General features: G+C 60.1%; 12 protein-coding genes and 1 pseudogene. All 13 read left to right on the plus strand.

Going from position 1 to position 15077, the window contains the following annotated elements:
- Nucleotides 1-79 precede the first annotated feature (79 nt).
- The 13 genes and pseudogenes from BZK31_RS03800 (at nt 80) to nuoN (ending at nt 15024) form a co-directional block, all read left to right on the plus strand.
- Complete coding sequence (locus BZK31_RS03800; protein ID WP_002554011.1) at nt 80-493, plus strand: NADH-quinone oxidoreductase subunit A; 414 nt, start codon at nt 80-82, stop codon at nt 491-493.
- A 10-nt stretch (nt 494-503) separates the two neighbouring features.
- A pseudogene (locus tag BZK31_RS03805) lies at nt 504-1168 on the plus strand (NuoB/complex I 20 kDa subunit family protein).
- A gap of 74 nt (nt 1169-1242) precedes the next feature.
- Entirely contained in the window at nt 1243-3024 is a 1782-nt protein-coding gene (gene nuoC, locus BZK31_RS03810; protein WP_083181370.1) for an NADH-quinone oxidoreductase subunit C/D, read from the plus strand.
- A 2-nt stretch (nt 3025-3026) separates the two neighbouring features.
- Nucleotides 3027-3524: an NADH-quinone oxidoreductase subunit NuoE gene (nuoE, locus tag BZK31_RS03815; protein WP_083181372.1), complete on the plus strand. Its 498-nt coding sequence runs from the start codon at nt 3027-3029 to the stop codon at nt 3522-3524.
- Nucleotides 3521-4879, plus strand: coding sequence for an NADH-quinone oxidoreductase subunit NuoF (gene nuoF, locus BZK31_RS03820; RefSeq protein WP_083181373.1), 1359 nt, complete (start codon nt 3521-3523; stop codon nt 4877-4879). Before nuoE ends, nuoF begins: the two co-directional genes overlap by 4 nt.
- Nucleotides 4880-5018: 139 nt before the next feature.
- On the plus strand, nt 5019-7736 hold the full coding sequence (nuoG, locus tag BZK31_RS03825; RefSeq protein ID WP_083181374.1) for an NADH-quinone oxidoreductase subunit NuoG: 2718 nt from the start codon (nt 5019-5021) through the stop codon (nt 7734-7736).
- Nucleotides 7733-8740, plus strand: coding sequence for an NADH-quinone oxidoreductase subunit NuoH (gene nuoH / locus BZK31_RS03830; protein WP_004884642.1), 1008 nt, complete (start codon nt 7733-7735; stop codon nt 8738-8740). The genes nuoG and nuoH overlap by 4 nt, the downstream gene beginning before the upstream one ends.
- A gap of 11 nt (nt 8741-8751) precedes the next feature.
- Complete coding sequence (gene nuoI, locus BZK31_RS03835; protein WP_083181375.1) at nt 8752-9300, plus strand: NADH-quinone oxidoreductase subunit NuoI; 549 nt, start codon at nt 8752-8754, stop codon at nt 9298-9300.
- A 10-nt stretch (nt 9301-9310) separates the two neighbouring features.
- A complete protein-coding gene (gene nuoJ / locus BZK31_RS03840; protein ID WP_083181377.1) occupies nt 9311-9820 on the plus strand; it encodes an NADH-quinone oxidoreductase subunit J in 510 nt (169 codons plus the stop codon).
- On the plus strand, nt 9817-10125 hold the full coding sequence (gene nuoK, locus BZK31_RS03845; protein WP_002554020.1) for an NADH-quinone oxidoreductase subunit NuoK: 309 nt from the start codon (nt 9817-9819) through the stop codon (nt 10123-10125). The genes nuoJ and nuoK overlap by 4 nt, the downstream gene beginning before the upstream one ends.
- Nucleotides 10122-11975 carry an NADH-quinone oxidoreductase subunit L gene (nuoL, locus tag BZK31_RS03850; RefSeq protein WP_083181378.1) on the plus strand — a complete coding sequence of 618 codons (1854 nt, stop codon included), beginning with the start codon at nt 10122-10124 and terminating at the stop codon, nt 11973-11975. Before nuoK ends, nuoL begins: the two co-directional genes overlap by 4 nt.
- A gap of 39 nt (nt 11976-12014) precedes the next feature.
- Nucleotides 12015-13547, plus strand: coding sequence for an NADH-quinone oxidoreductase subunit M (gene nuoM / locus BZK31_RS03855; RefSeq protein WP_083181380.1), 1533 nt, complete (start codon nt 12015-12017; stop codon nt 13545-13547).
- A gap of 7 nt (nt 13548-13554) precedes the next feature.
- Entirely contained in the window at nt 13555-15024 is a 1470-nt protein-coding gene (gene nuoN / locus BZK31_RS03860) for an NADH-quinone oxidoreductase subunit NuoN (protein WP_083181382.1), read from the plus strand.
- Nucleotides 15025-15077 lie beyond the last annotated feature (53 nt).

Raw genomic sequence — 15077 nt, forward strand, 5'->3', positions numbered from 1 at the left:
ACCGCGCTGCGACATTTCGTCACTGCCTCGACTCTTTATCAAGCACAGAGACCTTTGCTCTCTAACAAGGACTGCCAGCATGCCCGAATCGACAGGACTGATTGCCCACAACTGGGGCTTCGCCATTTTCCTTTTGGGTGTTGTCGGCCTTTGCGCCTTCATGCTCGGTCTGTCCAGCCTGCTCGGAAGCAAGGCCTGGGGCCGCAGCAAGAACGAACCTTTCGAATCCGGCATGTTGCCCACCGGCAGCGCACGCCTGCGTCTCTCCGCAAAATTCTATCTGGTCGCGATGCTCTTCGTGATCTTCGATATCGAAGCCCTCTTTCTCTTTGCCTGGTCTGTGTCCGTCCGCGAAAGCGGCTGGACCGGATTCGTCGAAGCTCTCGTTTTCATAGCAATTCTGTTGGCAGGTCTTGTCTACCTATGGCGGGTTGGCGCTCTTGATTGGGCTCCTGAAGGTCGCCGTAACCGGCAAGCGAAGCTGAAACAATGAGGCTTTGGCGATGCAATACAATCTCACCAGGATCGACCCGGATGCTCCTAACGAGCAGTACCCCATCGGCAAACGGGAAACCGTTTCCGATCCGTTAGAAGATCAAGTCCACAAAAACATCTTCATGGGCAAGCTCGAAGACGTACTGAACGGTGCGGTCAACTGGGGACGCAAGAACTCCCTTTGGCCCTACAACTTTGGTCTGTCGTGCTGCTACGTGGAAATGACAACGGCCTTCACGACATCGCGCGTTTCGGCGCCGAGGTTATCCGGGCTTCGCCACGTCAGGCGGATTTCATGGTAATCGCCGGTACGCCGTTCCTGAAGATGGCTCCCATCATTCAGCGTCTGTACGAACAGATGCTTGAACCGAAGTGGGTCATTTCGATGGGCGCCTGTGCCAACTCCGGTGGCATGTACGACATCTATTCTGTGGTACAGGGCGTGGACAAGTTCCTCCCCGTGGATGTCTACGTGCCCGGCTGCCCGCCCCGCCCCGAGGCATTTCTGCAAGGGCTCATGCTATTGCAGGAATCGATCGGCCAGGAGCGTCGCCCACTTTCCTGGGTCGTCGGTGATCAAGGCGTGTATCGCGCCGACATGCCGTCGCAAAAGGAACAGCGCCGCGAACAGCGTATTCAGGTCACCAACCTGCGCAGCCCCGACGAAGTCTGATCCAGCCCGTTCTTCCTATAAAAAAGACAGGAACCGGGGTTGATTCTGTACGTTGACCGAAGTGATTGAGACCTATGACTGCAGACAACGCTCTGTACATCCCGCCTTACAAGGCTGACGACCAAGATGTCGTCGTTGAACTGAACAACCGTTTTGGCGCCGAGGCATTCACTGCCCAACCGACCCGCACCGGCATGCCGGTGCTGTGGGTCGAGCGCGCCCGACTGGTGGAGATCCTGACGTTTCTGCGTCAGGTGTCCAAGCCTTACTCCATGCTCTATGACCTGCATGGCATGGACGAACGCCTGCGCACCCATCGCCGCGGCTTGCCAGGCGCCGATTTCACCGTGTTCTACCACTTGATGTCGGTAGAACGTAACAGCGACGTGATGATCAAGGTAGCGCTGTCGGAAAGCGACTTGAGCGTACCGACCGTGACCGGTATCTGGCCGAACGCGAACTGGTATGAGCGCGAAGTGTGGGACATGTTCGGGATCGACTTCCCGGGCCATCCACACCTGACCCGCATCATGATGCCGCCGACCTGGGAAGGTCACCCGCTGCGCAAGGACTTTCCGGCGCGTGCGACCGAGTTCGATCCGTACAGCCTGACGCTGGCCAAGCAGCAGCTGGAAGAAGAAGCGGCGCGTTTCAACCCGGAAGCCTGGGGCATGAAGCGTTCCGGCAAGAACGAGGATTACATGTTCCTCAACCTGGGCCCGAACCACCCTTCGGCTCACGGTGCGTTCCGCATCATTCTGCAACTGGACGGTGAAGAGATCGTCGACTGCGTTCCCGATATTGGCTATCACCACCGTGGTGCCGAAAAGATGGGCGAGCGCCAGTCCTGGCACAGCTACATTCCGTACACCGACCGCATCGACTACCTCGGCGGGGTGATGAACAACCTGCCCTACGTACTCTCGGTCGAGAAGCTGGCCGGCATCACCGTCCCGGATCGGGTCAACGTGATCCGCATCATGATGGCCGAGTTCTTCCGCATTACCAGTCACCTGCTGTTCCTGGGTACCTACATTCAGGACGTCGGCGCCATGACCCCGGTGTTCTTCACGTTCACCGATCGCCAGAAGGCGTACACGGTGATCGAAGCCATCACCGGTTTCCGTCTGCATCCGGCCTGGTATCGCATCGGCGGTGTTGCCCACGACCTGCCACGTGGCTGGGAGAAACTGGTCAAGGACTTCGTGGACTGGTTGCCCAAGCGTCTAGACGAATACACCAAGGCTGCGTTGCAAAACAGCATCCTCAAGGGCCGTACCGTCGGCGTCGCAGCCTACAACACCAAGGAAGCACTGGACTGGGGTGTTACCGGCCCGAGCCTGCGCGCTACCGGCCTGGACTTCGACCTGCGCAAGGCGCGTCCTTATTCGGGCTACGAGAACTTCGAGTTCGAAGTGCCGCTGGCCGTGCATGGTGATGCCTACGACCGCTGCATGGTGCGCGTGGAAGAAATGCGCCAGAGCATCAAGATCATCGATCAGTGCATGCGCAACATGCCGGCCGGCCCGTACAAGGCGGATCACCCGCTGACCACGCCGCCGCCGAAAGAGCGCACCCTGCAGCACATCGAAACCCTGATCACGCACTTCCTGCAGGTTTCGTGGGGCCCGGTCATGCCGGCCAACGAATCCTTCCAGATGATCGAAGCGACCAAGGGTATCAACAGTTATTACCTGACGAGCGACGGCGGCACCATGAGCTACCGTACCCGGATCCGTACCCCAAGCTTCCCGCACCTGCAGCAGATCCCTTCGGTGATCAAAGGCAGCATGGTCGCCGACTTGATTGCGTACCTGGGTAGTATCGATTTCGTTATGGCCGACGTGGACCGCTAAGCATGAACAGCCCGCTAATCCAGACAGACCGTTTCACGCTGAGCGAAACAGAGCGCTCGGCCATCGAGCATGAAATGCATCACTACGAGGACCCGCGCGCGGCGTCCATCGAAGCGTTGAAGATCGTTCAAAAGGAACGTGGCTGGGTGCCCGATGGCGCCATCTATGCCATTGGCGATCTGCTGGGCATTCCTGCCAGCGACGTCGAAGGTGTTGCCACCTTCTACAGCCAGATTTTCCGTCAGCCGGTCGGTCGTCACATCATTCGTGTCTGCAACAGCATGGTGTGCTTCATCGGTGGCCACGAATCTGTGGTCGATGAGATCAAGAGTTCGCTGGGCATCGGCCTGGGTCAAACCACCGAAGACGGCCGCTTCACCCTGCTGCCCGTCTGCTGCCTGGGCAACTGCGACAAGGCCCCGGCCGTGATGGTCGATGACGATACTTTCGGCGATGTACAGCCTGCTGGCGTTGCCAAGATGCTGGAGGGTTACCTATGACCATCACGTCCTTCGGCCCTGCGAACCGCATTGCGCGCACCGCAGAAACCCACCCGCTGACCTGGCGTCTGCGTGACGACGGCGAGCCAGTATGGCTCGACGAGTACCAGACCAAAGATGGCTACGCGGCGGCGCGCAAGGCGCTGATTCAGCAGTCGCCAGATGAAATCGTTCAGTCCGTCAAGGACTCCGGCCTCAAGGGCCGTGGTGGCGCAGGCTTTCCTACTGGCGTGAAGTGGGGGCTGATGCCCAAAGACGAATCCATGAACATTCGCTACCTGCTTTGCAATGCGGATGAAATGGAACCCAACACCTGGAAAGACCGCATGCTGATGGAGCAATTGCCCCATCTGCTGGTCGAGGGGATGCTGATCAGCGCCAAGGCGTTGAAAGCCTATCGTGGCTACATCTTCCTGCGCGGCGAATACGTGACTGCGGCCAAGCACTTGAACCGTGCCGTGGCCGAAGCCAAGGCCGCCGGCCTGCTGGGCAAGAACATTCTGGGCACCGGCTTCGATTTCGAGCTGTTCGTCCACACCGGTGCCGGCCGCTACATCTGCGGTGAAGAAACCGCCCTGATCAACTCGCTGGAAGGCCGACGCGCCAACCCGCGTTCCAAGCCGCCCTTCCCGGCTGCAGTGGGCGTGTGGGGCAAACCGACCTGTGTCAACAACGTCGAAACCCTGTGCAACGTGCCTGCCATCGTCAACAACGGCAACGATTGGTACAAATCGCTGGCCCGCGAAGGCAGTGAAGACCACGGCACCAAGCTGATGGGTTTCTCCGGCAAGGTCAAGAATCCGGGGCTGTGGGAACTGCCATTCGGCGTGCAGGCTCGCGAGCTGTTCGAAGACTACGCGGGCGGCATGCGCGACGGCTTCAAGCTCAAATGCTGGCAGCCAGGCGGTGCCGGTACAGGCTTCCTGCTGCCCGAGCACCTGGATGCCCAGATGTATGCTGGTGGCATCGCCAAGGTCGGCACCCGTATGGGCACCGGTCTGGCCATGGCGGTCGACGATTCGGTCAACATGGTGTCGCTGCTGCGCAACATGGAAGAATTCTTCGCTCAGGAATCCTGTGGATTCTGCACGCCGTGCCGCGACGGTCTGCCGTGGAGCGTGAAGATGCTGCGCGCCATCGAAAACGGTCAGGGCCAGCCGGGGGATATCGAAACCCTGCTGGGCCTGGTCAATTTCCTCGGCCCTGGCAAAACCTTCTGCGCTCACGCACCGGGCGCGGTGGAACCCTTGGGCAGCGCGATCAAGTATTTCCGGTCCGAGTTCGAAGCAGGCATTGCACCCGCCAGCCCGAACACACTGTTAGCCGGTAAAAGTCCGACCGTGGTCGGCGCATAACAAGACACACCGGACGGCGGACACTTGCAGACCGCCGTCCTCGTACCTGCTGACGCCCTCGCGGGCTGAAGCTTGCAGGTACTACCGAGATTCCATTAGCCACGCCTGCTGACAACGGGCCAACGAAGATCTTTGAACCATGGCTACTATCCACGTAGACGGCAAAGCCCTCGAAGTCGATGGCGCAGACAACCTGTTACAGGCATGTCTGTCGCTGGGCCTCGATATCCCTTATTTCTGCTGGCACCCTGCCCTTGGCAGCGTTGGCGCCTGTCGCCAGTGCGCGGTCAAGCAGTACACCGACGAAAACGACACACGCGGTCGTATCGTCATGTCCTGCATGACTCCAGCCACCGATAACACCTGGATCTCCATCGATGACGATGAATCCAAGGCCTTTCGCGCCAGTGTCGTCGAATGGCTGATGACCAACCACCCGCACGACTGCCCGGTCTGCGAGGAAGGTGGTCACTGCCATCTGCAAGACATGACGGTGATGACCGGCCACAACGAGCGCCGATATCGTTTCACCAAACGCACCCACCAGAATCAGGAACTGGGGCCGTTCATCGCGCACGAGATGAACCGCTGCATCGCCTGCTATCGCTGCGTACGCTTCTACAAGGACTACGCGGGCGGCACTGACCTTGGCGTGTACGGCGCGCACGACAACGTGTACTTCGGTCGCGTCGAAGACGGCACGCTGGAAAGCGAGTTCTCCGGCAACCTGACCGAGGTCTGCCCTACCGGTGTGTTCACCGACAAGACTCACTCCGAGCGCTACAACCGCAAATGGGACATGCAGTTCTCGCCAAGCATCTGCCATGGCTGCTCCAGCGGCTGTAACATCAGCCCGGGCGAGCGTTATGGCGAATTGCGCCGGATCGAGAACCGCTACAACGGTTCCGTGAACCAGTACTTCCTGTGCGACCGTGGTCGTTTCGGCTATGGCTACGTCAACCGCAAGGATCGTCCTCGTCAACCGCTGCTCGCCGCAGGTCAGGTCAAACTGAGCCTGGACGAAGCGCTGGACAACGCGGCGGATCTGCTGCGCGGTCGCAACATCGTCGGCATCGGTTCGCCACGCGCCAGCCTGGAAAGCAACTACGCCCTGCGTGAACTGGTGGGTGCCGAACATTACTACAGTGGCATCGAAGCCGGTGAGCTGGAGCGTATTCGCCTGATCCTCAAGGTTCTGAACGACAGCCCGCTGCCGGTCCCGACCTTGCGTGACATTGAAGACCATGACGCGATTTTCGTACTTGGCGAAGACCTGACTCAGACTGCTGCCCGTATGGCACTGGGCCTGCGTCAGGCCGTCAAAGGCAAGGCCGAAGACATGGCTGCGGCGATGAAAGTCCAGCCATGGCTGGACGCTGCGGTGAAAAACATCGGCCAGCACGAGCTGAACCCGCTGTTCATCGCCAGCCTGTCTGAAACCCGTCTTGATGACGTGGCAGAAGAATGTGTGCACGCCGCACCGGACGATCTGGCACGTATCGGTTTCGCCGTGGCCCACGCGCTGGATGCCAGCGCACCTGCGGTCGAAGGTCTGGACAGTGAAGCGCTGGAACTGGCGCAACGCATTGCCGATGCCCTGCTCGCCGCCAAGCGCCCATTGATCATCTCCGGCAGCTCGCTGGGTTCGACCGCGCTGATCGAAGCCGCTGCCAACATTGCCAAGGCCCTGAAGCTGCGCGACAAGCAAGGCTCCATCAGCCTGATCGTGCCGGAAGCCAACAGCATGGGCCTGGCGATGCTCGGAGGTGAGTCCGTTGACGCCGCGCTGCAAGCGGTGATCTCCGGCAAGGCCGATGCGATCGTGGTGCTGGAAAACGATCTGTATCGCCGCGTCGATGCCGCGATCGTGGACGCAGCACTGAGCGCCGCGAAAGTGGTAATCGTTGCTGACCATCAGAAAACGCCGACCAGTGATCGCGCCCACCTGATCCTGCCCGCGGCCAGCTTCGCCGAAGGCGACGGTACGCTGGTCAGCCAGGAAGGCCGTGCACAACGTTTCTTCCAGGTGTTCGATCCGACCTACCTGGACGCCGGCATCCTGATTCACGAGGGCTGGCGCTGGTTGCATGCCTTGCGCGCAACCCTGCTCAACAAGCCGGTGGACTGGACACAACTGGACCATGTTACCGAGGCCTGCGCCGGCAGTTCCGCGCAACTGGCCGGTATCGTCAACGCTGCGCCGTCGGCCTCGTTCCGCATCAAAGGCCTGAAACTGGCGCGCGAACCGCTGCGCTACAGCGGTCGTACTTCCATGCGCGCCAACATCAACGTGCACGAGCCACGCACACCGCAGGACAAGGACACCGCGTTTGCGTTTTCGATGGAAGGTTACTCGGGTTCCGCTGAACCGCGTCAGCAAGTACCGTTCGCCTGGTCTCCGGGCTGGAACTCACCACAGGCCTGGAACAAGTTCCAGGACGAAGTCGGTGGCCACCTGCGTGCGGGCGATCCAGGCACCCGCCTGATCGAAAGCAAAGGTGACGGTCTGTCGTGGTTCGCCAGTGTTCCTCGTGCATTTGCCCCAGAGCGCGGCACCTGGCAGGTCGTGCCCTTCTTCCACCTGTTCGGCAGTGACGAAACATCGTCTCTGGCGGCACCGGTTCAGGAACGCATCCCGCAAGCCTACGTAGCCCTGGCCAGGTCGGAAGCGGATCGCCTGGGTGTCAACGACGGCGCGCTGATCTCGCTGAATGTGGCGGGCCAGACGCTCAAGCTGCCGCTGCGTATCAATGAAGAGCTCAGTGCCGGTCTGGTCGCCCTGCCAGCCGGTCTGCCGGGTATTCCGGCGGCAGTGTTCGGCAAATCCGTTGACGGTCTGCAGGAGGCAGCGCAATGACCTGGTTCACCCCTGAAGTGATTGACGCGATCATTGCGGTCGTCAAAGCCATCGTGGTTTTGCTGGCCGTGGTGGTCTGCGGTGCGCTGCTCAGTTTCGTAGAACGTCGTCTGTTGGGCTGGTGGCAGGACCGTTACGGCCCGAACCGCGTTGGCCCGTTCGGTATGTTTCAGATTGCGGCCGACATGCTGAAAATGTTCTTCAAGGAAGACTGGACGCCACCGTTTGCCGACAAGGTGATTTTCACCCTGGCACCGGTGGTGGCCATGAGCGCCCTGCTGATCGCGTTCGCCGTCATCCCGATCACCCCGACCTGGGGCGTGGCGGATCTGAATATCGGCCTGCTGTTCTTCTTCGCCATGGCCGGCCTGTCGGTCTACGCAGTGCTGTTCGCCGGCTGGTCGAGCAACAACAAGTTCGCCCTGCTGGGCAGCTTGCGTGCCTCGGCGCAGACCGTGTCCTACGAAGTGTTCATGGGCCTGGCGCTGATGGGCATCGTGGTGCAGGTCGGTTCGTTCAACATGCGCGACATCGTCGAATATCAGGCGCAGAACCTGTGGTTCATCATTCCGCAGTTCTTCGGCTTCTGTACGTTCTTCATTGCCGGCGTCGCCGTGACTCACCGTCACCCGTTCGACCAGCCGGAAGCCGAACAGGAACTGGCCGACGGTTACCACATTGAATACGCCGGCATGAAGTGGGGCATGTTCTTCGTGGGTGAATACATCGGCATCATCCTGATCTCGGCGTTGCTGGTGACCCTGTTCTTCGGCGGCTGGCATGGCCCGTTCGATATCCTGCCATCGCTGGCCTTCTTCTGGTTCGCTCTGAAAACCGCGTTTTTCATCATGCTGTTCATCCTGTTGCGCGCTTCCATTCCGCGCCCACGTTATGACCAGGTCATGGATTTCAGCTGGAAATTCTGTCTGCCGCTGACCCTGATCAATTTGCTGGTGACTGCTGCGATTGTGTTGTTGAACACACCGGCAGGCTCGGTTCAGTGAGGATTTGACCCATGTTCAAGTATATTGGCGACATCGTTAAGGGTACTGGTACCCAACTGCGCAGCCTGGTGATGGTGTTCGGTCACGGCTTCCGCAAACGCGACACCCTGCAATACCCTGAGGAGCCGGTCTACCTGCCACCTCGCTACCGTGGCCGGATCGTGCTGACCCGCGACCCCGATGGTGAAGAGCGCTGCGTGGCGTGCAATCTGTGCGCAGTCGCCTGCCCGGTGGGCTGCATTTCGCTGCAGAAGGCTGAAAAAGAGGACGGCCGCTGGTACCCGGACTTTTTCCGCATCAACTTTTCACGCTGCATCTTCTGCGGCCTCTGTGAAGAAGCCTGCCCGACCACCGCAATCCAGCTCACGCCGGACTTCGAGATGGCCGACTTCAAACGTCAGGATCTGGTGTACGAAAAGGAAGATCTGCTGATCTCCGGCCCCGGCAAGAACCCCGACTACAACTTCTACCGCGTTGCGGGTATGGCCGTCGCCGGCAAGCCCAAGGGCTCCGCGCAGAACGAAGCCGAGCCGATCAACGTCAAGAGCTTGCTGCCTTAAGGAAGTAAAGATGGAATTCGCTTTCTATTTCGCATCCGGTATCGCTGTCGTGTCCACCCTGCGGGTGATCACGAACACCAATCCGGTGCACGCCCTGCTCTACCTGATCATCTCCCTGATCGCCGTGGCCATGACCTTTTTCAGCCTCGGCGCACCCTTTGCCGGCGTGCTGGAAGTCATCGCTTATGCAGGCGCGATCATGGTGCTGTTCGTATTCGTGGTCATGATGTTGAACCTAGGCCCGGCCTCGGTTCAGCAGGAGCGTACCTGGCTCAAACCCGGCATCTGGGTCGGCCCGGTCATCCTGGGCATTCTGCTGCTGGCTGAACTGCTGTACGTATTGTTCGCCAACCCGACTGGCGCTGCCGTCGGTCACACCACGGTCGACGCCAAGGCAGTCGGCATCAGCCTGTTCGGGCCTTATCTGCTCGTTGTGGAGCTCGCCTCGATGCTGCTGCTCGCCGCAGCGGTGACGGCGTTCCATCTGGGCCGCAACGAGGCGAAGGAGCCAAGCCAATGAATGCTATCCCTCTCGAACACGGTCTGGCGGTTGCCGGTGTCCTGTTCTGCCTCGGCCTGGTCGGCCTGATGGTGCGACGCAATATCCTTTTCGTATTGATGAGCCTTGAAATCATGATGAACGCCTCTGCTTTGGCGTTCGTCGTTGCCGGCAGCCGCTGGGCGCAACCGGACGGCCAGGTGATGTTCATTCTGGTGATCAGTCTTGCAGCTGCCGAGGCCAGTATCGGCCTGGCGATCCTGATGCAACTGTATCGCCGCTTCCACACGCTCGATATCGACGCTGCCAGTGAGATGCGCGGATGAATCTTCTCTTTCTGACTTTCGTATTTCCCCTCATCGGTTTCCTGCTGCTGTCGTTTTCACGCGGTCGCATTTCGGAAAACCTCGCGGCGCTGATCGGCGTCGGCTCCATCGGGCTCTCCGCGATCGTCGCGGCCTGGGTCATCTGGCAGTTCAATGTTGCGCCACCGGAAGGCGGTCACTACACCCAGGTGCTGTGGCGCTGGATGGACGTGGATGGTTTCCAGCCCAACTTCGCGCTGTATCTGGACGGCCTGTCCGTCACGATGCTGGGCGTCGTGGTCGGCGTCGGTTTCCTGATCCACCTGTTCGCGTCCTGGTACATGCGTGGTGAAGCAGGCTATTCGCGCTTCTTCTCCTACACCAACCTGTTCATTGCCAGCATGTTGTTCCTGATCCTGGGCGACAACCTGCTGTTCATCTACTTCGGTTGGGAAGGCGTGGGCCTGTGCAGCTACCTGTTGATCGGCTTCTATTACAGCAACCGCAACAATGGCAACGCCGCGCTTAAAGCCTTCATCGTGACCCGTATCGGTGACGTGTTCATGGCCATCGGCCTGTTCATTCTGTTCCAGCAACTGGGCACGCTGAACGTTCAGGAACTGCTGGTCCGGGCTCCGGAGCACTTCAAGGTCGGCGATTTCTGGATCGTCCTGGCAACGCTGATGCTGCTGGGCGGTGCGGTTGGTAAATCCGCACAACTGCCGCTGCAGACCTGGCTGGCAGACGCAATGGCCGGTCCTACTCCGGTTTCGGCATTGATTCACGCCGCAACGATGGTAACCGCTGGCGTCTACCTGATCGCCCGTACCCATGGCCTGTTCGCGCTGGCTCCCGACATTCTGCATCTGGTCGGTGTCGTAGGTGGTGTCACGCTGGTTCTGGCGGGTTTCGCTGCGCTGGTGCAGACCGACATCAAGCGTATCCTCGCCTACTCCACCATGAGCCAGATCGGTTACATGTTCCTGGCTCTGGGCGTCGGTGCCTGGGAAGGCGCGATCTTCCACCTGATGACGCACGCCTTCTTCAAAGCGCTGCTGTTCCTCGCGTCGGGTGCGGTGATCGTTGCCTGCCACCACGAACAGAACATCTTCAAGATGGGCGGCCTGTGGAAGAAATTGCCGTTAGCCTACGCCAGCTTCATCGTCGGTGGTGCCGCCCTGGCTGCGCTGCCGCTGCTGACTGCCGGCTTCTACTCCAAGGACGAGATCCTCTGGGAAGCGTTCGCCAGTGGTAACAACGGCCTGCTGTATGCCGGTCTGGTTGGCGCGTTCATGACCTCGCTGTACACCTTCCGCCTGATCTTCATCGCGTTCCACGGTGAAGCCAAGACCGAAGCTCACGCAGGTCACGGCATTGCCCACTGGCTGCCGCTGTCGGTGTTGATCGTACTGTCGACCTTCATCGGTGCAATGATCACTCCACCACTGGCTGGCGTGCTGCCGCAGAGCGTCGGCCATGCCGGTGGCGAAGCCAAGCACAGCCTGGAAATCGCCTCGGGCGCCATCGCACTGGCAGGCATTCTGCTGGCCGCTCTGCTGTTCCTCGGCAAGCGTCGTCTGGTGACGGCAATCGCCAACAGCGGTCCCGGCCGCTTCCTGTCAGCCTGGTGGTTCGCCGCCTGGGGCTTCGACTGGATCTACGACAAGCTCTTCGTCAAACCTTATCTGGCGATCAGTCACTTGCTGCGTAGCGATCCGTTCGACCGCACCATCGGCTTGATCCCACGTCTGGTCAAAGGCGGTCATGACACCATGAGCCGCACCGAGACCGGCCAGCTGCGTTGGTATGCTGCCTCGATTGCCGTGGGTGCCGTTCTGGTACTCGGTGCCGTCGTTCTGGTTGCGGTCTGACATGAACCTTGCGAATTTGCGAAAGGAATTGAGCCCGTCATGATTCTGCCTTGGCTAATCCTGATCCCCTTTATCGGCGGCCTGCTGTGCTGGCTGGGTGAGCGCTTCGGCCCTACCCTGCCGCGCTGGATCGCGCTGCTGACCATGTCCCTCGAACTGGCCCTGGGCCTTTGGCTCTGGGCCACCGGCAACTTCGGTTATGCGCCGGTGCCCGGCGCGGATCCGACCTGGACGCTTGAGTTCCACCATCAGTGGATCACCCGCTTCGGCATCGATGTCCACCTGGCCCTCGACGGTCTGTCGCTGCTGATGATTCTGCTGACCGGTCTGCTCGGCGTGTTGTCGGTGCTGTGCTCGTGGAAGGAAATCCAGCGCAAGGTGGGGTTCTTTCACCTTAACCTGATGTGGATTCTGGGCGGTGTGGTTGGCGTGTTCCTGGCCATCGACCTGTTCATGTTCTTCTTCTTCTGGGAAATGATGCTGGTGCCGATGTACTTCCTCATCGCGCTCTGGGGTCATAGCTCTGCGGACGGCAAGAAGACCCGTATCTACGCCGCGACCAAGTTCTTCATCTTCACTCAGGCCAGCGGCCTGATCATGCTGGTGGCGATTCTGGGTCTGGTGCTGGTGCACTTCAATCAGACCGGCGTCATCACGTTCGCCTACGCCGATCTGTTGAAGACCCAACTGGCGCCAGGCACCGAGTACCTGCTGATGCTGGGTTTCTTCATCGCCTTTGCCGTGAAGCTTCCGGTAGTGCCGTTCCACTCCTGGCTGCCGGATGCTCACGCTCAGGCGCCGACCGCAGGTTCCGTCGACCTCGCCGGTATCCTGCTGAAAACCGCTGCCTACGGTCTGCTGCGTTTCGCACTGCCGCTGTTTCCGAATGCATCGGCCGAATTCGCACCGATTGCGATGACCCTGGGTCTGATCGGTATTTTTTACGGCGCGTTCCTGGCCTTCGCCCAGACGGATATCAAACGTCTGATCGCGTTCTCCAGCGTTTCGCACATGGGCTTCGTGTTGATCGGTATCTACTCCGGCAGCCAGCAGGCGCTGCAAGGCGTCGTGGTACAGATGCTGGCTCACGGTTTGTCGGCAGCGGCACTGTTCATTCTCAGTGGTCAGCTTTACGAGCGTCTGCATACCCGTGACATGCGCGAGATGGGCGGCCTGTGGTCGCGCATCGCCTACCTGCCCGCGATCAGCCTGTTCTTTGCAGCCGCATCGCTGGGACTACCAGGCACCGGCAACTTCGTCGGCGAATTCCTGATCCTGCTGGGCAGCTTCGTCAGTTCGCCATGGATTACCGCCATCGCCACTTCCGGCCTGGTGTTCGGTTCTGTCTACTCGCTGATCATGATCCATCGTGCCTATTTCGGCCCGTCGAAGTCGGACGAGGTTCTCAAAGGCATGGATGGACGGGAAATGATCATGGTGCTGGGCCTTGCCGTGTTGCTGATCGTGCTCGGGGTTTTCCCGCAGCCGATCCTCGACACATCGGCAGCGACCATGCACGGCGTGCAGCAATGGCTAGGCACTGCCTTCACTCAACTCGCTTCGGCCCGGTAAGAGCGCTATGGACCTGACGATTCAACACTTTATTGCGCTTGCCCCACTGCTGATTACCAGCATCACCATCGTCGTGGTGATGCTGGCCATCGCGTGGCGCCGCAATCACTCGCAAACCTTTCTGCTTTCGGTAGCGGGTCTGAACCTGGCCCTGCTGTCGATCTACCCGGCTTTGAAAGTCGCCCCGCTGGCGGTTACGCCACTGCTGCAGATCGATAGCTTCGCCTGCCTGTACATGGCGATCATCCTCGCCTCCACCCTCGCTTGCGTGACGATGGCGCATGCCTATCTGGGCGACGCGAAGGTCGGGTATCCGGGCAATCGGGAAGAACTCTACCTGCTGATCCTGCTGGCTGCCGCAGGCGGCCTGGTTTTGGTCAGCGCCCAGCATCTGGCAGGCCTTTTCATCGGTCTGGAGCTGCTGTCGGTGCCGGTTTACGGTCTGGTGGCGTATGCGTTCTTCAACAAGCGCTCGCTAGAAGGTGGCATCAAGTACATGGTGCTGTCGGCTGCGGGCTCGGCCTTCCTGCTGTTCGGTATGGCCTTGCTGTACGCGGAAGCAGGCTCGCTGAGCTTCGAAGGCATCGGCAAGGCCATTGCGGCGACAGGCATGCCTAGCCCGATTGCAAGCCTGGGTCTGGCGATGATGCTGGTCGGCCTTGCGTTCAAGCTGTCACTGGTGCCGTTCCATCTCTGGACGCCTGACGTCTACGAAGGCGCTCCCGCTCCGGTTGCCGCATTCCTGGCGACCGCCAGCAAGGTCGCGGTATTTGCCGTACTGGTGCGCCTGTTCCAGATCTCGCCAGCGGCCAGCAGTGGCGTGCTGCATGACGTACTGGCTGTCATCGCCGTGGCATCGATCCTGGTCGGCAACCTGTTGGCGCTGACCCAGACCAACCTCAAGCGCCTGCTGGGCTACTCATCCATCGCCCACTTCGGTTACCTGATGATCGCGCTGGTAGCGAGCAAAGGCATGGCGGTCGAGGCGATTGGTGTCTATCTGGCGACCTATGTCCTGACCTCTCTAGGCAGCTTCGGCGTAATCACGATGATGTCGTCGCCCTACAGCGGCCGCGACGCCGATGCGATGTTCGAATACCGCGGCCTGTTCTGGCGTCGTCCTTACCTGACAGCAGTGATGACCCTGATGCTGCTCTCGCTGGCGGGTATCCCGCTCACAGCAGGCTTCATCGGCAAGTTCTACATGATCGCCACCGGCGTCGAGTCCCAGCTGTGGTGGCTGATCGGCGCGCTGGTACTGGGCAGCGCCATCGGTCTGTTCTACTACCTTCGCGTGATGGTCACCATGTACCTGGTCGATGCCAAGCTGCCACGTCACGATGCGGCCTTCAACTGGGCACAACGCACGGGCGGCGTCATGCTGCTGGCAGTGGCGATTCTGACGTTCGTATTGGGTGTGTACCCGCAGCCGCTTCTGGATCTGGTGGTCAATGCGGGTCTGCACATGCCAGGCTGATTGACCGACAACAAAAAAACCCTGCTTTTGAGCATAATGCTGTTCACTTAAGC

It is taken from the genome of Pseudomonas floridensis (genome assembly GCF_002087235.1).
In the GTDB taxonomy this organism is placed as follows: domain Bacteria; phylum Pseudomonadota; class Gammaproteobacteria; order Pseudomonadales; family Pseudomonadaceae; genus Aquipseudomonas; species Aquipseudomonas floridensis.